Source organism: Pseudomonas sp. Leaf48, from assembly GCF_001421885.1.
GTDB lineage: Bacteria > Pseudomonadota > Gammaproteobacteria > Pseudomonadales > Pseudomonadaceae > Aquipseudomonas.
The window spans coordinates 131,531-155,967 of record NZ_LMLH01000023.1 but is presented as its reverse complement, the minus strand read 5'-3'; the positions used below and the strand labels follow the sequence as shown (position 1 = coordinate 155,967).

Here is a 24,437-nt window from a genome sequence, read left to right as displayed (position 1 = left end):
TGTCCATGCAAGCGCTTCCTGAATTCAAACGAGTGGTCACCGGTCACGATCAGCATGGCCAGGCGATTGTCGCCAGTAACGGGCCGACGCCGAACATATTCCCGTTGTCGGCGGTACCAGGCACGGTGTTTCATGAACTGTGGAACAGCAGCACCAGCCCGGCCTTGCTCGACAACGCCAACGATCCAAGCAGCAAACCGTTGCAACTGAGCCCCGGTCCCCTGGGCAGCGTGATTCGGGTGGTGGATATTCCACCGGACAGCGTGCAGAACCAGGTCAGCGCTGAAAGCGCCGCGGCGGTGTTCGCCGAAATTGGCCAATCCCACGCCGGCACCGGCAAAGCCGACTCCCGGCACAAATTGATGCACCGCACCGAGACGCTCGACTACGGCATTGTCACCGAAGGGGAGGTGTGGCTGGTACTGGACGAAGAGGAGGTGCACCTCAAGCGCGGCGACGTCGTGGTGCAACGCGGCACCAACCACGCCTGGAGCAACCGCACCGAAGCAATGGCGCGCATGGTCTTCATTCTTCTCGACGGACGCTTCGCGGCTGAGTTGAACCCTGTCCAAGGAGCATCTGTATGAAACTCGCCACCCTGAAAAACGGCAGTCGTGATGGTCAGCTCGTTGTAGTCTCGCGCAATCTCGCATGGGCGCTGGATGCCAGTTCCGTGGCGCCGACCTTGCAGCAGGCCGTCGAAAACTGGAGCAGCACCGAACCACGCTTGCAGGCACTTTCGCGTCAGTTGAATGCGGGCGAGTCGACTGAAGCCTTTGCCTTCGACCCAAGCCAGGCCATGGCGCCTTTGCCACGGGCCTATCAATGGTGCGACGGCTCGGCCTTCCTTAGCCATGGTGCACTGATGCAGAAGGCGTTCAATCTTGATCCCATCGACGGCGTCGAACACACACCGCTGATGTATCAGGGCGCCGGTGACGATTTCATCGGCCCGCGCGACGATATTGCGCTGCCGAGCGAGAGCCAGGGCATCGATTTTGAAGGCGAGTTCGTGGTGCTGGTTGATGACGTGCCGATGGGGTGTGACGCGCAAGAGGCGCTGCAGCACATCAAGTTGATCCTGCAGATCAACGACGTCAGTTTGCGCGCCCTGGCCCCGCGGGAAATGCGCACAGGCTTTGGATTTTTGCAGGCCAAACCCTCGTCCAGTTTCGCTCCGCTGGCCATTACCCCGGATGAACTGGGCGACGCCTGGCATGACGGGCGGGTGCATTTGCCTTTGCAGGTGCACTGGAATGGCCAATGGTTCGGTCATCCGCACGGCGGGCAGATGAACTTCGGTTTTGGCCAATTGATCGCCCATGCCGCGCTGACTCGCCGGCTGCGGGCGGGCACGCTGATCGGCTCCGGTACGGTCTCGAATGTCGAACGCAGTGCGGGTTCGGCTTGCATTGCCGAACGCCGCGCCATTGAAATGATCGAGCACGGTGCCGCACAAACCGGCTTCATGCGGTTTGGTGACCGCGTGCACATGGATGTTCTGGATAGCGACGGCCAGTCGTTGTTCGGCGCGATCGATCAACGTGTCGTTCAAGCTCAAGGTTGAGGGGCGCCCTATGCGTGTGTTGATTACCGGCGCCAATGGTTTTGTCGGACGAGAGCTGGTGCGTTGTTTGTTGGCGCGGGGCAGCTTGCGAGGGCAAAAAATTGACTCGCTGTTGGTCCTGGACAGGGACTTGCAGGGCTTGCCGGAGGACGCCCGAGTGCGTCGTCATTTCGGCAGCGTGACGGACCCTGCGTTGATGCGCCGGGTGCTGGCCGATGGCATCGACGTGGTGTTTCACCTGGTCAGTATTCCCGGTGGCACTGCAGAAGATCAGTACGAACTCGGTTACCAGGTCAACCTGCTGGCCAGCCTGGAGTTGCTCAACCAACTGCGCAACAAAAGCCAGCCACCCGTTTTGGTGTATGCCAGTAGCGTCGCGGTGTATGGCGGTCATCTGCCGGAACGAATGAACGAGACTGCCGAACTGCGCCCCGAACTGACCTACGGAACGCACAAGGCCATGGTGGAAAGCGCCGTGAGCGACCTTGCCCGGCGAGGTGATGTGGACGGTCGTGTGTTGCGACTGCCAGGCATCGTCGCCCGGCCCCGTGAGCCCAATGGCTTGCGCTCAGCATTCATGAGCGACCTGATGCGGGCGTTCGCCGAGGGTGAATCCTATCAATGCCCGGTCTCGCCAGAGGCGACGGCCTGGTGGATGTCGGCGCGCTGCTGCGTGAACAACCTGATCCACGCTGCAGAGCTCGATGGCGCCTCGTTGGGCGCTCAACGGGTGTGGCAGTTGCCGGTTCTGCATTTGTCCATAGCCCAGGTGATCGACGCATTGGCCGATCGCTATGGGCAGGAGCGCCGCAAGCTGATCAGTTATGCGCCCGACGCCGGGCTGCAAGCGTTGTTCGGACAGATGCCACCCCTGAAAACCCCGCAAGCGCGTGCCGCCGGTTTCAATCATGACCGCACGGCTGCCGCGCTGGTCCGCAATTCCCTCAACCCCTCGGCCCCCCGACACTTGCCGCTGACCGGAGAGAACTTTTATGTCACTGCCAACCAAGCCTAAACGTCGTCTCGTGGACCTTTCGGTCACCCTCGATAATAACCCCTACACCGATCCGCCGCCGTTGCTGCCGAAGATCGAATACATGGATCACCAGCAGGGCTGGCCGGAAATGGCAGCGATGTTTCCGGGCTTGCAACTCGAGCAAATGCCGGGCAACGAATCATGGGCGGCCGAGCGACTGCACATCACCACCCACAGCGGTACGCATATGGATGCGCCCTGGCATTACGCCTCGACCACCGATGGCGGACAGCCGGCGTTTGGCATTGATGAGTTACCGCTCGATTGGTGCCTGCAACCTGGGGTGAAGCTGGACTTTCGGCACATGGCAGACGGTCATGTGGTAACCGCCGAAGAGATCGAAGCCGAACTAGCGCGCATTGGCCATGCCTTGCAGCCGCTGGACATTGTGCTGATCAACACCCGTGCCGGCGCATTGTTTGGTCAGCCGGGCTATCTCGATGCCGGTGTCGGAATCGGTCGTGAAGCCACGATGTATCTGCTGGAGCGGGGAGTGCGGGTGGTCGGCACCGATGCCTGGAGCTGGGATGCTCCGTTCAAGTACACCCGTGAGCGTTTTGCAGCCGACGGCGATGCCTCGATCATCTGGGAAGGGCACAAGGCCGGACGCGATATCGGCTATGGGCAAATGGAAAAGCTCGCCAACCTGGATGTCCTGCCTGCCAATGGATTCATGGTGTCGTGCTTTCCCTACAAGATCAAGCACGCATCGGCCGGGTTCGTACGCGCGGTGGCGATATTCGACGAGTAAGCCGCGCGAAGAAACGCGGGCCAGCTTCGCCAGATCCAGAGGGTGGAGTCGAGTGCAACACGACCTGAGGAAGCCAGGGCGTAAAGCCCTGGCAGACAGCAGCTGTCACTTTTTCTTCTTCGCCGGCTTTTCTGCCTTCTCTGACTTGCTGGCCTTTTCTGGCTTGCTGTCAGCCTTTTTTGCAGATTTCTTTGGTTCGGCAGCTTTTTTCTTGTCTTTCTTATCGGAAGACTTCGAAAGAGCCGCGGCCGCCGCTGATTTCTTTGCCGGTGATGACTTTTTGTCTTTCAAATCCTTGCTGGCTTTCGAAGCGTCACCTTTGCTTTTCTTCTCGTCTTTAGCCACGTTGACCACCTCTCGGAGTGTGCCGGTATTGGCACTTTGCCTGTGGGATTATCCACATGCTGATCATTAGGCGAGCGCGTCGCAAAGCGGTTCAGATTATTTTGATGCGTCGAGACAGGCTTTGGAGGGGGCACCGATATGGACTGAGGTCTGGGCTTCCTGAACAGGTCAACCGCTACGCCTCGAAGTGAGTTTTCACACCATCTGTGCCAAAGCAGCCATTCATATTCCATGAGCGAATGGGACTGGACTCTTCCATCCAGTCCAGCCCCATACGCTTACCCCTCACAAAATGGCTCAGGCCTTCCTGCGCAAGAATCCCTGCTGGGCACCGTTGCGGTTAGGCGCGAAGCCATTGGCCTCCAGGCTTTCTTCAACAGTGTCGTAGAACACGCCGATCTTGCTGATCTCGCGCGCCTGCTGGGCGGTGGCGATCGGGCGACCGAACTCGCGGGAAATGCGCACCAGTTGCTCGATCTGCTCAACGGTGGACATTTTATCCGTTTGCGCTTGGTTCCAGAGGTTATCCTCGATGCCGCAGCGCACGTGCAGGCCCATCGCAATGCCCATCATGTTCACCGGCAGCACGTTGCGCGTCGAGCTTTCCACGGTCAGCACGGCGCCGTCCGGCACGGCACGCACGATGTTGGCCAGGCTGTAGATGTTAGGCACGTCCATCCCGCCGCCGATCGCCACCCAGTTCATCACCAGCGGGCCCTTGTAGATACCGCGACGCATCAACCGCTCGACCGAGTCGAAGCTATTGATGTTGTAGCACTGGAACGCACTCTGGATGCCCGCGGCCGTCAGGCGTCGCACGTGCTCTTCCACCCAGCCCGGCTGGGCCGGCACCGTCATTTCCTTGTAGGCGGTGTAGACAGCCGGGTCTTCCATCGAGGTGCCCTTGATGTCGGCGTCATCCCAGTGCTCGACGACGTTCATCTGCGAGGTGTTCACGGTGACCGTTACCTGGTCCGGCTTGGGATCGAGTTCGGCCAGCATATGGCGCGTATCGTCGCTCAGCCACTTGGCCGCGGCGCCCTCTGTTTCCGGCGCAAAACTGATCGAGCCGCCCACTTGAATGATCATTTCCGGCACAGCTTTACGCACACCGGCGATCAGTTCGTTGAACTTCGACAGACGCTTGGAGCCCTTGCCGTCCAGTTCACGCACGTGCAAATGCAGCACGGTAGCCCCAGCGTTGTAGCAATCCACGGCCTTCTGGACCTGCTCCTCCATGGTTACCGGGATGTCCTCGGGAAAGTCAGAGGGCTGCCACGACGGTGCATAGGGTGCTGCCGTGATGATCAGGGGCTGCTGGTTCTCAGTAAAGAGGTGGCCGTCAAGGAAGTTCATAGAGGATCTCTAAAATATTTTTTATTGTTAAGCGGAACGCCGAAAAGGCTTGGTGCCGATAGGTCGCGCGTTCCATCTTGCGAAGTCAGGGTAGGTATTGCTCGTTGAACTGTAGGCCGAGGGCCTGATCAGGCGCTTCTCATCGCACGACAATGGCATTTCATTTCATGACACGTGTTGCAAAGAATTGAATTTCTAACGATGGGCGCGAGTGGCAAGAAATGCTCCACCGCACTGTCAATGGGACCCGGAATGTTGAATGGAGGAGGGCACTCGCAGCGTTTGTCAGGTCGCGACGAAGTACCCTCGGCGGAGGGGCGGTCGGGTTGAATCTATCGAAATATAGGCATATTATCGAATTTAGATAAACTACCTAATTTAAGTAGAACCCCATGGACGCCATTCGCAATCCTTACGCTCCAGGTGCCGGTACTCGTCCCCCCGAGCTTGCTGGGCGTGACGTTATCCGCGAGAAGCTACGCATCTCCATCGAGCGCCTACGGGTCGGGCGTCCGTCTAAAAGTATAGTTATGGTCGGCTTGCGAGGTGTCGGCAAGACCGTCTTGTTGAATCGAATGCTCATTGATGCAGAGACCGCCGGTATCCATACCGCCTACGCAGAGGCGCCGGAAGGACGATCTCTGCCTTCCTTGCTGGCTCCGCAGCTGCGTTCCGCGTTGCTTCGCATCAGTAGAGTCGAGGCAGCCAAAGATAAGGCTATACGTGCACTCAGAGCACTGACAGGGTTTGCCCGCTCTCTGAAGGTGACCTATCAAGACATTGAAGTCGGCTTCGACTACGAACCTGAGGCAGGACTGGCCGACAACGGCGATCTCGAAGGCGACCTGACCACCTTGCTGACTCAGGTAGGTGAAGCGGCTCGCGGTGCCGAGACAGCATTAGTCATCTTCATCGACGAACTTCAGTACGTCGTCGAGGAAGAGCTGGCCGCTCTGATAACTGCGCTCCATCGCGTATCGCAATTGAGCCTTCCAGTGACAATTGTGGGTGCGGGTCTACCGCAACTCCGTGGGCGTGCTGGAAACGCAAAGTCGTACGCTGAGCGATTGTTCGACTATCCAGAGATTGGTCCGTTAGAGCCACCTGAAGCCAAAGTAGCGTTCGTAAAGCCATCCGAGGACGAGGGAGTGATTGTCGATCCGGATGCAGCCGATCTGGTGGTGACGATGACACAAGGCTATCCGTACTTCATTCAAGAATGGGGCAAGAGTTCCTGGGATGTAGCGAGCAACGACCACATCACCGTTGAGGACGTCAGGGACGCCTCGCCATTGGCGATAGCGGCTCTGGATGAAAGCTTTTTTCGGGTTCGTTTTGACCGGATGACGGTCGCAGAAAAAATCTTTTTAAGAGCGATGGCCGATCTAGGGGCAGGGCCTCACCGGTCTGGCGATATTGCCGGACGGCTTGGCCGGACCAGTCAGTCGCTTGGGCCAATACGCAGCAGCCTTATTACCAAAGGCATGATCTGGAGCCCAAACCACGGTGATACCGCATTCACCGTACCGATGTTCGATCAGTACATGAAACGAATCATGCCGGGTAACGATTGGCAGCCGCCGCCCGTAGGTGCCGGTACTGCTCGCAAAGCTCCCTGACGCGGTGAGATGCAACGGGTAATTGCACAGAGTGGCCCACCCGATAGCATTCGACCTGGCTAGTCATTTGTATCGGGTTGGGCTGACAGAGAACATTTTTCTCCCGTCTCGTTAAATCGATAGAGCAGGGAAGGGATGAGTTCGTTAACGGGAAAAGTTCGTAGGCCATTTACGGTCAAACACGATTAAATTATAACTCAACTAAATAGATGTTTAGTTTAGTTATAATTTAATCATATATAAAGATGAGCAGGGTGCTACCCCCGTCATTCAAATACTGCCAGCCAGACAGTGTGCCCACCGCACAGCGGGTCTTCCGTCAGTTGCTCGACAACCCTGAAACCATGGCGGTTGAGCAAATCGACGTATTCATCGTGGTCCAGGCTGGCGTGGTAAAGCGTCTCACCTTCAAAGGTCCCAAGGGCAATCCCGTGGGCCGTCCCACTGGTGAACATAAGCGCAGCCCCTGGTTGCGCATGGGCCTGGAAGATCGGGAACATTCGGCGCTGATCTTCCGGCGTCAAATGAAAGAAACTGTCCCACGCCAGAATCCCTGCGTAACGTTGACCAAGGTCCATTCGACGCATATCCGCCACACGCCAATCCTGTCCGGGAAAACGCTGCTGACAAAACTCGATCATCGACTCTGAAGAATCAATGCCGCATACGGCGTGACCAGCGTCGATCAAGTAACTGGCCATTGGTTCGGCGCAGCCACAACCAAGATCGAGGACCTGGCCATCAGCGTCAGGCATAACCCGACGAAAACGCTCCAGCCATGAATGTTCGGTACCAAGACGAGAGCGAATGCGATCCCAGGTTTGAGCATGTCGTTCGTAGAGGTCGATAATCTTGCTGGCGGCTTCATGCACGGGAAATCGTCCTTTGAGTACGAAGTGGGGTTTGTGCGTTGAAATGTACAGGGGGAATGGCCGGTATGGAATATCCATAATGTCGCATAATGTATATTATGTTAAATCGAATATGTAGCAGCTTGAGTGAGTAAGTGTCTGTTTCCAATAACCTATGCACTGGATTCGACAAACCCCAGAAATCCCGCGAAATCAATAGCCTCACGACCGTTCCTCAACCATTGCCTCATCTCTCGTTTCATGAACCTGCGAAGCCCGACTGAATCCTCATCACTCGCTTACCCCATCCTTGAAATCAGTTACCGCTCACCAATCACCATCACCATCACCATCACCAACCTAAGTATCGTCACCAAAACAATGGTCATCACTGACCTAAGCATCTTCACCAATACAGTAATAACAGTCCCTACATCAGCCATCCTTAACACCGTCCCGCCAATCCATTTTTTTAGCGTGCGCGTAGCATAACGGCTGCCCGAACGCGCTGAATGCCAAATACTGTCATGCGAAGGAATTCTTCATGACTAACTGGCAAGTGTTGGCAGTCAAGGCTTCGTTTCAGCTTGCTGTGATCGATATCCGGGTCATGCAGGTAGACAAATTCTTCGTCGCATCCGGTGATGAGCACCCAGTGAGGAGCTTTCAAGCGGGTGAACCGATAGCTGCTGATCAGTACCACTGGTTTGAAACCCGCTTCTAATGCAGCGCGGATATGCAGAGTAGAAGCCAGAACCTGATTAACCCTCGTTTCAGCCAAGTCCTTAGCAAAGCCCTCCTCCACCAGCCTCATGATGGCTTTCTTTTCGGGACTACGTACGCCGTGCAGAAAAAGCGAGCCCAGGTGGCTGACCTCTAGACGCACATCAAAACCGCGCCGCCATGCCGCCAATGCCATCCCTTGGGGACTGCAACCACCGTGGCCTGCTGTCATGAAAACGGTGGTCGCCTCCCGCCACAGTTGAATCTCCTCCGACCGAGTCATAGAGCGGTTCGCGTCGATGGCAGCCATGGCCATAAGCAGGCACGCGGCGCCGCAGGTGAACTCGGTGGTCTGCTGGTAATACGGTACCTGACGAGCTGGCGGGGGCGCGTCACGCAGGATGCGCTTCTCGTAGCGCAACGCCTCAGCGTGATCTTCGTAGTAGTCCTCAACGATTGCGAAACGATGATACCCATTTGCTTCATAGAGGCCGATGGCAGCAGGGTTATCAGGGCGCACCTCCAACCGCAGCCATGCGCAGTTTCGCTCTAAAGCACAGGCCTCGGCTTCGTCCAGCAGGCTTTGACCCAGGCTATGCCCTCGCCACGCCCGGTTGACTGCAATGGAATACAACCGCGCAAGCGAGGTGCCACGGTGAAAAAGCAACAGGGCATAACCGGCGAGGTTTCCACCTGAGGTTGCGACGATTAGAGAGGCATTTGCCCGACTGACCATCCAGCTAAAGTTGCGCTGGTTCAAACGATCAAGCGTAAAACATTCCTGCTCCAATTCGACCAAATCATCGACATCGTCCATCGATGCAAAGCGGAAATCAAAAGACATGGCAACACCGTAATTTTTGAGTAACGAACCGGGACAGACTGAGATGCCCGTGATTTATTGAAGCGGCGTCTTCTTCAACAGGGATCAATTACTCATGTCAGCGGTGCAAGCCAACGTGAACGAAGTATTAGATAAATCCGAGTGTTCCACAATCTCCCTCAGCGAGGAACCTCCCAGCATCAAACCCTCAGGGAGCCGATTGCTCATCCTCGTCGAGCGCAAGGATGATTGGGCCGACTATCTCCCTAGTGAAAGCCTCATGCTTGCTCAGGAATACCTTGAGCACAGCGACGACTTTCCTCACCGCACCCAAGTCATCAACCTCTGCCGGAACTATAAATATCTCGGCCAGGGCTACTACTGCTCGTTGCTCGCTGAGGCCCGAGGTCATAAGGTTTTCCCCTCGGTACGCACCGTAAGTGAGCTGGCACGCAAGGCGCTTTACGGGGTCGGGCTGAATGATCTCGAGCGCACCCTGGAACGGGCACTGGCCAACCACCCCTACGGCGAAACTGAAGCTTTCACGCTCTCGTTGTATTTCGGCAAGGCGTCGATTGCATCTCTACAAGAGATCGGTCGTCAGCTTTTTGAGGCATTCCCCTGCCCCATCCTGCTGGTGGAATTTCGCCGTGGTGAGACTTGGCAAATCGCCGGCATCAAAGCCGGGGCACTGCACAAGCTTCGAGACGAGCAACAACATGTTTTCGCCGATGCCCTGGATGCCTTCAACCGCAGGACATGGCGTCAGCCCGCCTCTAAACGCGTTGCCCGATACGACCTGGCCATCCTGCACGATCCTGATGAGGCGCTACCGCCTTCCAATCCTTTGGCGTTGGAGCGTTTCATTGACGCTGGCAAACAACTGGGCATCGACGTCGAGCTGATTGAGAAAAAGGACTATGCGCGTCTCGCCGAATTCGATGCGCTCTTCATCCGGGAAACGACACGGGTGGATGATCACACCTATCGATTTTCGAAAAAGGCGGAAAGCGAGGGTCTGGTGGTCATCGACGACCCCTCCTCCATTCTTCGCTGCACCAACAAGGTTTATCTGGCCGACCTGCTGAAGCGTCGAAGTCTGGGCATGCCTGCAACGGAGATTCTCTACAAGGATCGCCCTCAGGAGCTCGAAAACGTCGGGCGTCGTCTGGGTTTCCCTTTGGTACTGAAGATCCCTGATGGCTGTTTCTCGCGGGGCGTAATCAAGGTCACCGATGCGCAAGCGTTGGCGACTGCTTCCCAGGAATTGTTCGAGCACTCGGTGCTGTTGCTTGCTCAGGAGTATTGCTACACCGAATATGACTGGCGCGTGGGTGTACTTAACGGCGAGGCGCTGTACGCCTGCAGGTACTTCATGTCCAAAGGGCATTGGCAAATTTACAACCACAAGGCGGTTCCCGGAGAAATCAACGGGATGTGTGAGGCCGTACCCGTGGATCAGGCCCCGCCCGAGGTGGTGCAGCTTGCCGTGCAAACCGCTCGTCTTATCGGTGATGGCCTTTACGGCGTCGATTTGAAACAGGCCGGTGAGCGGGTATTAGTAATCGAAGTTAATGACAACCCCAATCTCGACGCCGGTATCGAAGACGCGGTGCTTGGGGACGAACTGTATCGTCGCGTGCTGCAGGCCTTCATCCAAAGGCTGGAACTGAAACACCGTGGCCAGGCGTCATAACCCATGATTGAAGGTTACTGCATCCAGTCCGGCGCGCTGTGCAACGCCTCTGAAGACGAGGCAAATATTTGGCTGTCCATCGCCCCTGACGCAGCCGAGCAATCTGAGTTGCAGAGACGCTTGGGCATTGGCAGTCAAGCGATGGAGTCGTCTTTAGATCCGGACGAGGTTGCCCGCATCGAGATCAAGCCAGATCACCTGTTCCTGATTTGGAAACGCCCGGAAAGCTTCGATGGACGAGCATTCAACATTTCGTCGTTCGGAGTGGTGTTGAGCGAAAAGCGACTGGTAGTAATTTGTGCAAGCAACTCGCTGCTGTCCAGCCTGGAACGTGGGTCGCAAATGACTGGCCCGCTGGATGTCCTTATGGCCCTTCTCGCCGAAAGCGTTCATCACTATCTCGGGCATTTGAGGGTGGTCAAACAAATCGCTCGAGAGATTCAGCAGCAATTCACCCGAGCGATGGACAACCAGCAGTTGGCTCAGATGTACAACCTGAGCGAAAGCCTTGTGTACTACGTGAACGCGATCCAGAGCAATGGAGCGGTACTGACTCTGCTACGAAGCCACGGCCAGCGACATGGCTTCAGTGACGGACAGTTGGATTCGCTCAACGATCTAATCGTGGAAAACGAACAAAGCTATCAGCAGGCAAAGATTCACGCCAAGGTGTTCGCCAATCTCATTGAGTCGCACGGGAACCTTGCAAACAACAGCATGAACCGAGCCCTGCGCAAGCTCACGCTGATCAATGTCGTGTTCCTCCCGCTGAACCTTATTGCCAGCATCGGTGGGATGTCGGAGTTCAGCATGATGACATCCGACGTTACCTGGTGGGTGTCATTCCCAGCTCTGCTTACGTGCATGGGACTTCTTGGAGCGGTAATGGTCGTCGCCTTGCGGCGTATGGCCTGATGAACTCGAAATTTTCTAACGAGCATGGCCTTTGGAGTAAACGATGCAATCCTCGGATATTGGTATGTTGATGCTGATTGTGATTGCTGTGCTGGGTAGCTTGATCAGTTTTCTTGACCACCGCTCTCTATTCAGATCCGGCACACGCAAGTCACCATCAAAAGAGAAAGCTATTCGAACCAATACGAATCAGAAATGAGAAAATCAGTTTCATATCACCAAAGAAGCGCCATATCAGCGTTCACGTTCGGCCAAAGACCGCGTGCCTTTTTACATCTCCACTTGGGTACCTAGCTCAATCACCCTGTTCAACGGCAATTTGAAATACTTGAGGTTGCTGTTGGCATTCTTCGGCAGGAACGCAAACAGGCTCTCTCGCCAGCGCGCCATACCGATACGCTTCGTTGGGATCACCGTCTCCCGGCTGAGAAAATAGGTCGTGCGCATTGGACTGAAATCGAGCTCGTTGATATCACAAAGCATTAAAGCGATGGGGACGTCGGGTTGTAGACGCTGACGCCTAATTGACCCACGTGCCGACGCAAGGCTGCCCTACCCTAGGTAGGCAGAAATCCAGCATAGGTAATGGTTCGCGAGGAAAAAGACTGGGTCAGTGACATCTCGGCCACTGGGTTAATTCGGCGTCAGCACCAAGACTGGAGCAACAAACTGCGCGCCATGATCGGATCGGTGAGATTTACCGGTGTGCGATAGACATCGCGGATAATCAGGCAGATCTGATTGAGCGTACCTTTCCTAAACTGAACCGCTGCCTCACCGGTTATGACTTGGCGCATCTTCGCGAACAGGGTGATAGGTTCAATCTCAATAGTGTGCTGTGCGGCTCCGAAGGCTCTCTGGGTTTCATTGTTGAGGCCAAACTCAACGTCTTGCCGATCCCGAAGTATTCCATCCTGGAGTGCCGGTCTTAAGTTGAGTGCCGAACAGCTTGACTGCCCTCTGTTCGAGCTGGCTGGCGTTCCGCTAGTGACGCCTGGCGGTGGGGTGGGGTTAAGGCTGCTGATCGAACGTACATTCGCCAGAGAAGATGTTGCGTTGAACATTATCGCCGACATCGACTCACTGCCGACCATGATCGAAATAGCGTGTCGTGGCACTGCCTGCACCATCCTGCCGCCCTCCTCTCTGATGACCAAAGCCCGGGACTCGTGGCCGCTAGTGCGTAAAATCAGCAAGCCAGGCATAAGCCGACCAGCTAGCCTTTGCTGGCCCACATCGCTGCCCACAACCGCCGCCAACCTAGCAATCAGACACTTGATTCCCTCGCTGGTAACGCAGCTGCAAACCAGTGGTGAATGGATCGGTATTACTTTGCGAGAAGCGCCTTGATTCTAGGGAATTTGCGAAACACTCAACCGATCTAAGTTCAGCCAGCGTATTGCAGCAGTGGTCTGCATTGAGGCTGCCGGCACGTAGGTGGTCTACCAACGGTGCATATACGTCCTGCTCGGCTGTTCTGGGCTTACGACACGCTGATTCGCTTCCCGGAACTCGTCCCAAAAACAACAGGCATCAGATTCATCCGGTAAAATCAGCCGATACCTACCGAGCGAGCTATATATGCCTTACCTGGAAGCCTATCCAGCGTTTCAGGGCTACTTGATGAGCACATCATGTTGGGATTGCTTCAGCTTATGGCGCAGTTGTTCGACCTCGTTCTGAGTCGACTCCAGAAGCGCCTGCGCACTCTGGGCTCGTGTCTCAGCCTGAATGACGGATTCGCGCAGGGAAGCGGATTCTTCGCGGGAAAGGGATAGCTGCACGAAAAGCTGCTCTTTAGCCCCCTCCTCTCTAGCTGATGCGATGGCCAAGACATTGAGCTCACCCGTGAGTTTCTCAATGGTGTCGTGTTGGGTAGTCAACATCCTGGCCTGCTGGCGGGAGTCGCTGAGCAGGCGCTCGTTGTCTCGATTCAGGCGGCTGAGTTCGTCCTGCTTCACCGAAAGTGTCTGCTGCAACTGACGATGCTCCACCTGGATTTGTTGGAGCTGACCCTCATGACGGCGCTGTTCTTGTTCACGCTGATCTTTCACAGCCGTGCGGTAATGCTCGAGTGCGTCACGAGCATGCAAGTGCTTTTCTTCCAGCGAGCGAATCTGCTGATCTTTCTCATGTATCCGTATTTCCAGATCAGCGCAGCTCTGGCTCAGGCGAGCGTTGCGAGTGAGCTCGGATTGCAAGCTGCTTTGGCACGTACTCATTTCGCCTGCCTGGATGTCGAGCGCTGCCTGAAGATTATCGTGCTGGCGCTGCAAGTCCGCCAAGGCGGCTTGAGTCTGCGCAAGTTGTTCATTGACTGACGCCCGGTGCTTATCGAGCTCAGCCCGCGCCTCGGATACTTCTTGGGCGCCCTCCTCGAGCAAACGATCCAACAGCTGGCCAACCAGCCCGGTGAGCTCTTCACTCAAGCGCTCGCGACGTTCTTTCGGGAGCGGTTCTGCTTTCCCGAGTTCGCCTAGATACCGTGCAATGGTCGTCATCGAGCCAGTATTTCCAAGCTCGACACGCACAGCGTTGATGCTCGGATTTACACCTCGAGCGATCAGCGCATCTCGCGCTATCTGGACGATTGCCTTGTTTACCCCGCCGCGTGCCATGCCATCTCCTACTATTTCGTAGTGTAAAACGTATTACGTAATTACATCTTACGCTAACCTCAAAAAACAGGCAGAAAATTCTATATACTATGAACAAATAATTGAGCGTTATCGCATCATAAAGATGAATTTGATATGTTCCATCACCGCAAAGTTACGTTTCGCGTAGAAGAGTCAAGATGAACAAAGCTGATCGTTATCTGCAGGCGGCAACCCGGGAAAACACCCGACGTAGCTACCGTGCGGCGGTGGAACACTTCGAAGTGACCTGGGGTGGGTTTCTGCCAGCGACGGGCGATGGCATCGTGCGTTACCTCGCGGAGTACGCGGACAAGCACACCATCAGCACGCTGAAGCAGCGCCTGGCCGCCCTGGCTCAATGGCACATCACTCAGGGATTTCCTGATCCAACGAAAACGCCGAACGTGCGGCAGATGCTCAAGGGCATACGTGCATTGCATCCAGCCCAGGAAAAACAGGCGGCCCCTCTTCTCCTGAACCACCTGGAGATGGCGGTGAGCTGGCTTGAGCGCGAAGCGGATCTTGCGGCGCAGCGCAATGACCTCAGGGGCGTGATGAAATGTCGACGCGATATTGCCCTGGTGTTGATCGGATTCTGGCGGGGGTTTCGCGCAGACGAGCTGGCACGACTCCAGGTCGAGCATACTCAGGCGCAGGCAGGCACGGGCATTACGCTCTATCTGCCTCACACGAAAGGTGACAGACAGTACCAGGGGACGACATTCCACACCCCTGCCCTCAAGAAGCTATGTCCTGTTCAGGCTTACATCAATTGGATTACGGTTGCCGGCATTGCCCATGGCCCCGTCTTCCGGAAGATCGATCGCTGGGGCAACCTTGCTGACTGTGGCATAAACTCCAACAGCTTGATCCCAATGCTTCGTCGCATCTTCACGCAGGCAGGTGTGCCATCGGATATCTACAGTAGCCACTCGATGCGGCGTGGGTTTGCCACTTGGGCTAGCGCTAATGGCTGGGACATCAAGTCGTTGATGAGTTATGTCGGCTGGAAGGACATCAAGTCAGCGCTGAAATACGTTGATGCGGGCTCCTCTTTTGGCGGCCTTGCGATGAGGCCGCCGGCGCCCGAAATGGTGCTCCTTTAAAGTCGTCTTAAACTGGATCGATCTGGCTCAAAGGGCCTGGTTCAGCCTGCGTGGCGTAGCGTTATTTGCATTCGTGTGTGATGTCTACCACTGGAATTGGCTCAATCGCCCAGGAGCGAACATTACGGCGCTCGGGGCTTGGTATAGCGCATGCCTTACGTCCCGTGAATTCTCGAGCGAGACGTTCTTCATCAATACGCCAGCCTCGCTGCTCCAGTTCCTGCACGCGTTTTCGGAAAGCAATCTGAAGCGCATCCGACTTCAACGAAACCTCCTGCTGCCATGAGTCCGGGACTCGCTCGGGACGCACGTTTTTGAGTACGCCATGGTCTTGTTCGAAGATACGAATATTGCTGGCAACAAACCTTCGATCAAGCAGTCGAGATCGGAGAAATGTTCTTCCCATCATCCACCAGGTTCGAGTGTGGTTGGCGTCGGTCGGGACGTGCGCCGAGACGATGTGGATTCTCCAGCCATTAGGCAATTCGAGCTCCAGAGTTGTACAGGGGCCTGACAAATGAAAACCCGGAACAGTCGCCACACTCAAGAACTCGGTTGATGATTTGCGCCTTAGCATGCCTTTGCGCGCAGGCCTGCGCATAACCATCTGTGCACGAGCGCTCCACGAATCGGTTTCTACATCGAATGATTCAATCTCAGGATGATCCGGATCACCGAAGGTCGAGCCATGTACAAATGGGGCGTGCGCGAAGTCGAGGCCATTTTCGATAATCCGATCCCAGCTTGCCTCCCAATCAAAATGGCCGGTTACCACCCGGATGGCTGGATCGTCTATCCAATCGAGCGTTGGTAGAGGGGGACGTTCAGGCTCTGGGAGGTCGCCTAAAAAAGCCCAAATCCAACCGTAACGTTCCAGCGTTGGATACGCGTCGACTCGGGCCTTTGCTGGAATCCGCAGGTCTGGCTGCGCAGGTATCCGGGTGCAGACTCCATCCGCCCCAAACCGCCAACCGTGGTATGGACACTGCACGCCGTCTGCGACCTTGCGGCCGGCGGATAGGGAACCTCCCCGATGCACGCAAACATCAGAAAGTAAGTGAGCTACTCCAGCGTTATCACGGAACGCTACAAAAGGTTGTCCAACCAATCGAACTGGCACCAGTCCGTTATTGAGCTGCGATGACGGAAGAACGACATACCAGATATTTTTGAGCATTGCCGTGTGACCAGATGGACTGAGAGTTGTTTGGGGACTCGATGCTTTGAGCTCACCCCATCGAGGGTCGTTCACTTCGATGCCGCACTATCGCCTTGGTCATTCTGCGCGAAAATGTCTCCCCCTCATTGCAATCCCCGGAAGCATCGAAGGGCACTATGGATGTGCGAAACCACCTGCATCGTTGCATCTTCAATCGTTCCTTCATTACGGCACAACACCCAGCCGTTATCCGCAATCGCTTGCTCGAACGCCCGGGTACAAGCGACTTGTTCCTCCAGCTTATACATCACCGTACTGCTCAGCCCACGCCCTCGTGCCGCCGCCCTCGCCCATGAAATTTCAGGGGCGGTGACTACCCCGACATGCAGGTCTGGCACTTGCACGTTGCGATCGATGTTCAACTGCAGAATCTCTGCAAACGGGAGTATCCGGCGAAACGCGGCATCCGACGGGTACCAGCGATCGATCAGGATGATGCTGTCTGCTGGCTGCTTAGCCAGCACGTGCCGGGAAATCCAGGCACGGCTATCCGCAAAGCGCTTACAAATCTCCAGTTCCAGATCCCGGGTGGGCTCTCTGACGAACTTGTTGACCAGGGCCATTGTTTCACCCCTGTTGGGGTCGCTTTTTTTCTCGCAAAGCCGGATCACCTTTTTGTTGTCGGCCCGCAGTGCTTTCGTCACGGCCTCCAGCAATGTGGTTTTGCCGGCGCCCTTGGGCCCATCCAGAGAAACAAACAGCGCTCGATTCATTCTTCACATAACGATTGATAGACGGTTTTTTTGCCCTGTTCGTTCGCTGGAGCCGCTGGGTGCGGCTAGGCGAATCGAGTGGGAGGCTCTTCTGAACAGACATTGCCGAACACTCTAACCTTGTTTCTGGCGATGGGTCTTAAAATCCGGGGTTACGGCCGCTGTGGCCGGGATAAAGCCATGCCCACAACACCACATAACCCTCAAAGCTCCCTTTAAATGGCAGAATCCCCCTATCTTGACCGTTTCGGAGACCACCATGCTTGGCGCATTTGAACAAAGGCTCGACCCCTTTCCGCCCGACGAGGTTCCACCGCCACCCGCAGGCCTGGCTCGATTCCTTTGGGCGTGCACACGAGGTGCCCGGGGCTATATTCTTGCGTTTGCGCTACTCAGTGCCGGGGTGTCGATCTACGAAGCCTGGCTGTTTTCTTTTCTCGGTCAGGTCGTGGATCTGCTCTCCACCTGGCAGGCCGGTGGTGACGCGGCCGCGCAGGAAAGTCGTGTGTTATGGGGCATGGGCATCGTCATGTTTACCAGCATCGCGCTGGTGGCGTTGCGTACCATGGTGCAGCACCAGATATTGGCGATCAATTTGCCGTTGCGCCTGCGTTGGGACTTTCACCGGCTGATGCTGCGGCAGAGCCTTTCGTTCTTTTCCGATGAGTTCTCCGGTCGGGTCACCACCAAGGTGATGCAGACGGCGCTGGCCGTGCGCGACGTGCTGTTCACCCTTATCGAAATCGCACTCGGGATCGGCGTGTATTTCATCGCGATCATTGCATTGGCCGGCGCTTTTTCATTGAAATTGATGCTGCCCTTTGTTGCCTGGATCGTGCTGTTCGGGCTGGCCATGCTCTACTTCGTGCCACGCTTGGGCAAGGTCGGGCAGGAACAGGCCCATGCGCGCTCCTCGATGACCGGACGTATCTCAGACGCTTACACCAACATCACGACGGTGAAACTGTTCTCCCACTCCAATCGTGAAGCGCACTTCGCCCGTGCGGCCATGGAGGATTTCAAGCAGACCGGCTTTCGCCAGATGCGCCTGGTCAGCCAATTCGAGATCGTCAACCAGGCGCTGGTGGTGGCGTTGATCATGGCGGCAGGCGGTTATGCGCTTTGGCTGTGGCACCTGGGCGAAGTCGGTACCGGTGCCGTGGCGGCGATTACCGCCATGGCGTTGCGTATCAACGGCATGTCGCACTGGATCATGTGGCAAATGACCTCGCTGTTCGAGGGCATCGGCACCCTGCAGGATGGCATGGCCACCCTCACCCGCGGCCCCAAGGTGCAGGATGCGCCGGATGCAGGCGTCCTGACGACCACCGGCGGCGCGGTAACCTTCGACAACGTGAGCTTCAACTACAATGGCGAACGCCAGGTGCTCGATGGTCTGAGCCTGAACATTCGTCCCGGTGAAAAAATCGGCCTGGTGGGCCGCTCCGGCGCGGGAAAATCCACACTCATCAACTTGTTGCTGCGCTTCTATGACGTCGACAGCGGGCAGATTCGCATTGACGGGCAAGACATCGCGCACGTGACGCAAGACAGCCTGCGCAGCGCCATCGGCATGGTCACCCAGGATACGTCCCTGCTGCACCGTTCCATTGGCGACAACATCGCCTACGGCCGACCCGATGCAAGCTCCGCGCAAATTCGCCGTGCCGCGGCCAATGCCCAGGCCGATGAGTTCATCAGCCAACTGAGCGATCGGCAGGGCAACACCGGCTACGACACTCTGGTGGGCGAACGCGGCATCAAGCTTTCGGGCGGCCAGCGCCAGCGCGTCGCGATTGCCCGTGTGATGCTCAAGAACGCCCCCATCCTGCTGCTCGACGAGGCTACCAGCGCGCTGGATTCGGAAGTCGAAGTGGCCATTCAGGAAAGCCTCGATGAAATGATGGAGGGCAAAACCGTCATCGCCATCGCCCATCGGCTGTCCACGATCGCGGCGATGGATCGACTTATTGTGATGGACGATGGACGCATCGTTGAACAGGGTACGCACACCGAATTGCTCGCCAGGAACGGCATCTATGCGCGGCTTTGGCACCATCAGAGTGGCGGGTTCCTGGGTGAGGATCAGGGGGTCGCCGAGGCAGCGGATCAGGTTTGAGCGGTAACCGGCCGGCGCTGATCTTAAAGTGGCCGGTTGGCGCAGTTGTTAGCCCTCGTAACTGAATTTTTTACAACGACAGGAATCACTATCTGGAGCGATCCGGACGAAAATGTCCGAGAAAGATCACCAACAGTTGAAGGCCAAGCGACAGCTCGTCTGACTGCGGCGGCCTTAACAACGAATGTAATCCAGAAAGGTGAAGGGTTTGGCTTATCTTGATTGGGTTCAGTGGCCGGCGATGTTCGTCACCGTGCTTGCTGCGTGGCTGATTGGCTCCCAGCAGCCAAAAAGGCGAATGATCGGGTTCGTATGTTTCAGTTTAAGCAATGTGCTCTGGGTGATCTGGGGGCTGTACGCGCAAGCCTGGGCGCTGATCGTCTTGCAAGTTTGCCTGTTCCTCTTGAACCTTCGCGGGTTTAAAAAGAATTCTGAAGGCCAGTAGAACTGTGCTCCAGGTCGAGCTTACCTGGATTGATCGACGACCTTGATCTGCGTCACCCCTACTCGCTCAGCCTGCTCTAAAACTTCTCTTGGTGTCGCGTCGGCGTTGGGCATCATCAGGCTGTTTTCTCCATCCCCAAAATGCAGCTCAAGCAGGTGCATTGCCGCTTCGTGTAGAGGCAATCGAGTCTGCTTGAGTTCAAGTACGTGTGTACGAGGCTCACCATTGAACAGGTATTGCAGGACGAATTTACACATATCGGGTTCCTCCTATGGTCCGCTTGTCGTGTTGCCAGACGCTTGATCAACTGCTGTATCAGCTATTTCATATGTCCTGCTGCCTGGAGCAACAGTCTTGTAATCGCCCCCCTCGATGGCACGTAGATAAGATTGATCCGCCATCACCCGAAGGTCTCGCCATTGCTCCCAACTGACCATGCCCTGGCGATCCATTTCGTCGGCCTGACGAATCAACTCCTCGTGGTAGGCATCGGGACAATCCATGCGCAGCGAGCGGTTCTCGAGGGTTCGATACCAGCAATCCAGGGCGCAAAGTCTGCGCTCATATTCCGGGGTAAGCAGTTCTCTGAAAGTGCTCATGGCAGACCCGTCCTGGTGATGTTAATGAATGGAGCAAAAGATCTGGTTGCGGGTTCATGGAGGCCGACAGGGGGTATTTTTTCGATGGCCACCCAGTGGGCCGGGTCGAAAAATGCGCCTTTCGGCGCTGGCCCAATTGCGGGAGATCGCCTGGCGGCAAGGTTTACCAGGTGGCAGCGCAGATCGCCGGAATAGACGCTCGCACTGGCGTCGATGCCGGGAACTGGAACACTTCCTGCATCGCCCCCCCTTTTACTCGCAACGAACAACATTTCATTGACGGTTGTATGCCGGGAGTAATACCGCGCACCCCGTCGTGAGTCGCAACGTGCCGGCTGAAAATTTCCTCTACATCGAGACGGCGCCTGGCAGTTGCCTGCTGCCAGTTCGAGCACACTTCGCCTCCTATTTAATTCGGTGTGAACATGACAGATACCCCCTCCGCCAACGGTGCTCACCTGGCTTGTGCAATCCAGCCCGTCGATGAGTGCGAAGTGCTGGTCGCGCAGCAGCCTCTTCTGGAAGACGGCGAGCCGCCAGTCGGCGTGGTCATCCATGCCTATGATCCCGATGTACTGCGCGACATTCTGGTCCGCTTGATCAACCTGTATGAACGCCTGCACCTCTACGTGACTTGCGTGGCCAGCTGTGAGGCTGCGGTGCGCGCCCAACTGGCGGCCAGCGGGCTGAGTTATTCGCTGTACCGGGTGCCGAACCACGGCAGGGATGTCTTGCCATTCCTGCAGATGCTGCCATTTTTACGTGCCGATAACATTCGCACGCTGGTCAAGCTGCATACCCTGCGCTTGGGGGGCACGAACGCCCTCACCGATGACGTATTCGATGACCTGCTGAACCCCGTGCGCTTTCGCCAATCGATAGAACACCTGGCCGATCCGGCGCGTCATCCACTGCTGGGCACCGAGAAGTACTGGCTGCCGGTCAGCAGAAACCTTGCTGAAAACACCCGCGCACATCTGGTCAGCCTGTCCGAGCGTGCCAGTTTTGACCCACGAGGTATCGACAGTTCGCATTTTTTTGTCGGCAGCATGTTCTTTGTGCGCACCGAAGCCTTGGCCCCCCTGCAACGGATGCACCTGACGGGCAAGGATTTCGAGCCTGAATGCGGCCAGCTCGAAGGCACCCTGGCTCACGCTGTGGAACGTTTTTTCGGCGTTCTGGCGGATGCCGGCCAACAGCAGCGCAATGTCGACCTGTATCGCAGCTGGCTGGACACCCGCCAACTGTCTGCCGCCGAGTTGGACAATCTGCCGGCGCGGCTGGCGAGCTGGCCGCGGCAGCCGGACGTGTTGCTGGTATTGACCGATACCACCGGTGACATTGCGTTGTTGCGCTCCAGCCTGGAAAGCATCGACCGCCAGCTCTATGGGGCGGCCGCTATCGTCGTGCTGTCCAATGCAGAACCGGTAGGGGTCACACCGGCCGACAATCTGGTCTGGCTACCGCTGGCTGAATCCTGGCCGAGCCAGCTCAATGAGCTGCTGCAGGGCATTGAGGTCGACTGGTGGTACCTGCTGCGCGGCGGCGACCAACTTGACCCCCACGCCCTGCTCCTGCTGGCCGAAGGCATTGCCCTGAATCCCGGCATCAGCGCCTGCTACAGCGACGAAGACTCGCTGACTGCAACCGGCTGCCAGGACCCGGTCTTCAAGCCGGACCTGAACCTGGATCTGTTGCGCAGTTATCCGTATGTCGGCCGAGCCCTGGCCTTCAGTCGCGAGGCCGCGCTGGCTGCCGATGGCTTCGATCCCGACTTCGCCGAATTGGCGCCCCATGACCTGCTCTACAGGCTGCTTGAAAATCATGGGCTGGGCACCGTCGGGCACATCAGTGATGTGCTGGTGCACCAGGCAATCAACTTCGCCCAATGGCTCGGTGAACCCCAAGTCACCGCGCACTCCGCGGCTATCGTCCAGGCGCACTTGCAACGCCTGGGCGTGGCTCATGAACTGCGCGCCGGGCCTTTGCCGATGGCCAACCGCGTGGTGTACCAACACGCCGGGCAGCCTTTGGTGTCCATCATCATTCCCACCAAGGACTGCCTGCCGATGCTGCTGCGCTGCATCGAAAGCATCATGGAGAAAACCCGCTACACGAATTACGAACTGATCATTGTCGATAACAACAGTGAAACCGCCGAAGCCCGGGATTGGTTCGGGGGCATGGAAAGCCTGGACGACGCCAAGGTGCGCATCCTGCGTTACCCTCACCCGTTCAACTATGCGGCGATCAACAACTTTGCCGCCGGCCACGCCCGTGGCGAATACCTGGTGCTGCTCAACAATGACACGGCAGTCATTGACGGGGACTGGCTTGACGCCCTGCTCCATCACGCCCAGCGGCCGGAAGTGGGCGTAGTCGGCGCCAAACTGTTGTTCCCCGACGGCACTATTCAGCATGCAGGCGTGGTACTGGGCTTGTGCGGTGTCGCAGACCACCCATTTATCCGCGACCCCATGCAGTCCAACGGCTACCTTCACCGTTTGCAGGTTGACCAGAACTACAGCGCGGTCACCGCCGCCTGCCTGATGATCCACACTGAGCTGTACCACCAGGTGGGCGGTCTGGACGAGGCCGACCTGACGGTTTCCTTTAACGACGTGGATCTGTGCCTGAAAGTCGGCCAGGCCGGGCGCCTGATTGTCTGGACGCCCTATGCTGTGCTGATGCATGAAAACAGTGTGAGCCAGCACACGGTCGACACGACCAGACTGCAAGACAAACGCGAACGCTTCAAGCGCGAACAGTCGACAATGTACCAGCGTTGGCTGCCGCTACTGGCCAACGACCCAGCCTATAACCGCAACCTGACCCTGGAAGGCAGTGGCTTCGCCTCCAATTGCCGCAGCGAAGCCGACTGGCAGCCTCTCGCCAGTCGCGCGCTGCCTTACGCACTGTGCTACCCCGGTGATTTTTCCGGCTGCGGACACTACCGGGTACGCCAGCCCTTCGCGGCCATGAAAGACGCGCATCTGGTCGAGGGTACGGTGAGCTACTGGGCGCTTACGCCCGTAGAGTTGCAGCGACTGGCGCCGGACACGATCATTTTCCAGCGGCAATACACCACGCCCCAGCTGGAATCGATGCAGAACACCAAGGCGTTTTCCAAAGCCTTCAAGATCTACGAGCTCGATGACTACATTCTCGACATGCCCCCCGGCGCAAGCCGCGAACTGCCGCCCAAAGACATTGCCCAGCGCCTGAAGAAAGCCGTGGGTCTGTGCGACCGGCTGGTGGTGTCGACGCAGCCACTGGCCAATGCACTGAAAGGTTTCAACACCGACATTCGCGTAGTAGAGAACCGCCTGCCAAGCCAGTGGTGGAGCGGTCTGAACAGCCTTCGCCAACAAGGACGCAAGCCCAGGGTCGGCTGGGCGGGCGGTTCGGGCCACGGCGAAGACTTGCACGTCATTGCCGAAGTGGTTCGGGAACTGGCCGGGGAAGTGGAATGGGTGTTTCTGGGCATGTGCCCACCGGCACTGCGTCCCTATGTCCATGAATTCCATAGAGGCGTGAATATCGAGAAATACCCGGAACGCCTGGCCAGCTTGAATCTGGACCTGGCTTTGGCGCCGCTCAAGGACAATATGTTCAACGCCTGCAAAAGCAATCTGCGGCTATTGGAATACGGCGCCTGTGGCTTCCCGGTAATCTGTTCCGACATCCTCTGCTATCGCGGTGACTTCCCGGTGACCCGGGTCAGGAACAAGGCCAAAGACTGGATTGGCGCCATTCGCGAACATCTCGCCGAGCCCGACGCCAGCGCGAAGGCCGGTGATGCCTTGCGCGACGTGGTCCTCGATAACTGGATGCTCAGGGACGAACACCTGTTGGCGTGGCGAAAGGCCTGGTTGGCGGATTGAATCAGAGGCCAGCGTTTGCGCGCTGGCCTTG

Annotated in this window: 21 protein-coding genes and 2 pseudogenes; 13 read left to right on the top strand and 10 right to left on the bottom strand. The window is 56.9% G+C overall.

The features are described from left to right. Nucleotides 1-5 precede the first annotated feature (5 nt). The 4 genes from ASE98_RS14940 to ASE98_RS14925 are packed head-to-tail and all read left to right on the top strand — an operon-like array spanning nt 6 to nt 3,354. Nucleotides 6-587, top strand: coding sequence for a cupin domain-containing protein (locus ASE98_RS14940; protein ID WP_060542108.1), 582 nt, complete (start codon nt 6-8; stop codon nt 585-587). After that, nucleotides 584-1,567 carry a fumarylacetoacetate hydrolase family protein gene (locus tag ASE98_RS14935; RefSeq protein ID WP_060542107.1) on the top strand — a complete coding sequence of 328 codons (984 nt, stop codon included), beginning with the start codon at nt 584-586 and terminating at the stop codon, nt 1,565-1,567. Before ASE98_RS14940 ends, ASE98_RS14935 begins: the two co-directional genes overlap by 4 nt. A 10-nt stretch (nt 1,568-1,577) precedes the next feature. Beyond that, nucleotides 1,578-2,582 carry an NAD-dependent epimerase/dehydratase family protein gene (locus ASE98_RS14930; protein WP_060542106.1) on the top strand — a complete coding sequence of 335 codons (1,005 nt, stop codon included), beginning with the start codon at nt 1,578-1,580 and terminating at the stop codon, nt 2,580-2,582. Then, nucleotides 2,560-3,354, top strand: coding sequence for a cyclase family protein (locus tag ASE98_RS14925; RefSeq protein ID WP_060542105.1), 795 nt, complete (start codon nt 2,560-2,562; stop codon nt 3,352-3,354). The genes ASE98_RS14930 and ASE98_RS14925 overlap by 23 nt, the downstream gene beginning before the upstream one ends. A 105-nt stretch (nt 3,355-3,459) precedes the next feature. Here ASE98_RS14925 and ASE98_RS14920 read toward each other — a convergent pair whose 3' ends face one another. Continuing rightward, the gene (locus ASE98_RS14920; RefSeq protein WP_236707803.1) at nt 3,460-3,699 is read right to left on the bottom strand and encodes a hypothetical protein; all 240 of its coding nucleotides are present in this window, start codon (nt 3,697-3,699) and stop codon (nt 3,460-3,462) included. Nucleotides 3,700-3,996: 297 nt separating this feature from the next. Further along, entirely contained in the window at nt 3,997-5,055 is a 1,059-nt protein-coding gene (locus ASE98_RS14915; RefSeq protein ID WP_060542103.1) for a 3-keto-5-aminohexanoate cleavage protein, read from the bottom strand. A gap of 392 nt (nt 5,056-5,447) precedes the next feature. Here ASE98_RS14915 and ASE98_RS14910 point away from each other — a divergent pair, with 392 nt between their 5' ends. Beyond that, a complete protein-coding gene (locus ASE98_RS14910; protein ID WP_060542102.1) occupies nt 5,448-6,674 on the top strand; it encodes an ATP-binding protein in 1,227 nt (408 codons plus the stop codon). A gap of 266 nt (nt 6,675-6,940) precedes the next feature. Here the strand turns inward: ASE98_RS14910 and ASE98_RS14905 are convergent, their stop codons facing one another. Next, nucleotides 6,941-7,546 carry a class I SAM-dependent DNA methyltransferase gene (locus ASE98_RS14905; protein WP_060542101.1) on the bottom strand — a complete coding sequence of 202 codons (606 nt, stop codon included), beginning with the start codon at nt 7,544-7,546 and terminating at the stop codon, nt 6,941-6,943. Nucleotides 7,547-7,997: 451 nt separating this feature from the next. After that, nucleotides 7,998-9,092: a GNAT family N-acetyltransferase/peptidase C39 family protein gene (locus ASE98_RS14900; RefSeq protein ID WP_060542100.1), complete on the bottom strand. Its 1,095-nt coding sequence runs from the start codon at nt 9,090-9,092 to the stop codon at nt 7,998-8,000. 94 nt (nt 9,093-9,186) lie between these two features. Between ASE98_RS14900 and ASE98_RS14895 the strand changes: the two genes are divergently transcribed. Together ASE98_RS14895 and ASE98_RS14890 are read left to right on the top strand one after the other, a co-directional pair. Then, nucleotides 9,187-10,767: a RimK family protein gene (locus tag ASE98_RS14895; protein ID WP_060542099.1), complete on the top strand. Its 1,581-nt coding sequence runs from the start codon at nt 9,187-9,189 to the stop codon at nt 10,765-10,767. 3 nt (nt 10,768-10,770) lie between these two features. Beyond that, a complete protein-coding gene (locus ASE98_RS14890) occupies nt 10,771-11,682 on the top strand; it encodes a magnesium transporter CorA family protein (RefSeq protein ID WP_060542098.1) in 912 nt (303 codons plus the stop codon). A gap of 270 nt (nt 11,683-11,952) precedes the next feature. Here the strand turns inward: ASE98_RS14890 and ASE98_RS14885 are convergent. Beyond that, nucleotides 11,953-12,189: pseudogene (locus ASE98_RS14885) on the bottom strand (KUP/HAK/KT family potassium transporter); the annotation flags it as partial. A 164-nt stretch (nt 12,190-12,353) separates the two neighbouring features. Between ASE98_RS14885 and ASE98_RS27255 the strand changes: the two are divergent. Continuing rightward, nucleotides 12,354-12,599: pseudogene (locus tag ASE98_RS27255) on the top strand (hypothetical protein); the annotation flags it as partial. Next, a complete protein-coding gene (locus ASE98_RS27755) occupies nt 12,493-13,032 on the top strand; it encodes a LysR substrate-binding domain-containing protein (RefSeq protein WP_442962707.1) in 540 nt (179 codons plus the stop codon). The pseudogene ASE98_RS27255 and the gene ASE98_RS27755, both read left to right, overlap by 107 nt. Nucleotides 13,033-13,298: 266 nt before the next feature. On the opposite strand, the gene ASE98_RS14875 is transcribed toward ASE98_RS27755, so the two are convergent. Continuing rightward, nucleotides 13,299-14,300 carry a DNA-binding protein gene (locus ASE98_RS14875; RefSeq protein WP_060542095.1) on the bottom strand — a complete coding sequence of 334 codons (1,002 nt, stop codon included), beginning with the start codon at nt 14,298-14,300 and terminating at the stop codon, nt 13,299-13,301. Nucleotides 14,301-14,479: 179 nt separating this feature from the next. On the opposite strand from ASE98_RS14875, the gene ASE98_RS14870 reads away from it, so the two are divergent. Next, nucleotides 14,480-15,427, top strand: a complete 948-nt coding sequence (locus ASE98_RS14870) for a site-specific integrase (protein ID WP_060542094.1) — start codon at nt 14,480-14,482, stop codon at nt 15,425-15,427. 61 nt (nt 15,428-15,488) lie between these two features. On the opposite strand, the gene ASE98_RS25895 is transcribed toward ASE98_RS14870, so the two are convergent. Then, entirely contained in the window at nt 15,489-16,604 is a 1,116-nt protein-coding gene (locus ASE98_RS25895; RefSeq protein WP_082457550.1) for an aromatic ring-hydroxylating dioxygenase subunit alpha, read from the bottom strand. 125 nt (nt 16,605-16,729) lie between these two features. Further along, nucleotides 16,730-17,359, bottom strand: a complete 630-nt coding sequence (locus tag ASE98_RS14865) for a dTMP kinase (protein WP_060542093.1) — start codon at nt 17,357-17,359, stop codon at nt 16,730-16,732. Between the two features lie 259 nt (nt 17,360-17,618). On the opposite strand from ASE98_RS14865, the gene ASE98_RS14860 reads away from it, so the two are divergent. Then, complete coding sequence (locus ASE98_RS14860) at nt 17,619-19,478, top strand: ABC transporter ATP-binding protein (protein ID WP_060542092.1); 1,860 nt, start codon at nt 17,619-17,621, stop codon at nt 19,476-19,478. A 208-nt stretch (nt 19,479-19,686) separates the two neighbouring features. Then, entirely contained in the window at nt 19,687-19,923 is a 237-nt protein-coding gene (locus ASE98_RS14855) for a hypothetical protein (RefSeq protein ID WP_060542091.1), read from the top strand. Between the two features lie 20 nt (nt 19,924-19,943). Here ASE98_RS14855 and ASE98_RS14850 read toward each other — a convergent pair whose 3' ends face one another. Next, the gene (locus ASE98_RS14850; RefSeq protein WP_060542090.1) at nt 19,944-20,180 is read right to left on the bottom strand and encodes a hypothetical protein; all 237 of its coding nucleotides are present in this window, start codon (nt 20,178-20,180) and stop codon (nt 19,944-19,946) included. A gap of 12 nt (nt 20,181-20,192) precedes the next feature. Then, nucleotides 20,193-20,522: a hypothetical protein gene (locus ASE98_RS14845; RefSeq protein ID WP_060542089.1), complete on the bottom strand. Its 330-nt coding sequence runs from the start codon at nt 20,520-20,522 to the stop codon at nt 20,193-20,195. Between the two features lie 425 nt (nt 20,523-20,947). Here ASE98_RS14845 and ASE98_RS14840 point away from each other — a divergent pair, with 425 nt between their 5' ends. Next, nucleotides 20,948-24,406 carry a glycosyltransferase gene (locus ASE98_RS14840; RefSeq protein ID WP_060542088.1) on the top strand — a complete coding sequence of 1,153 codons (3,459 nt, stop codon included), beginning with the start codon at nt 20,948-20,950 and terminating at the stop codon, nt 24,404-24,406. Nucleotides 24,407-24,437 lie beyond the last annotated feature (31 nt).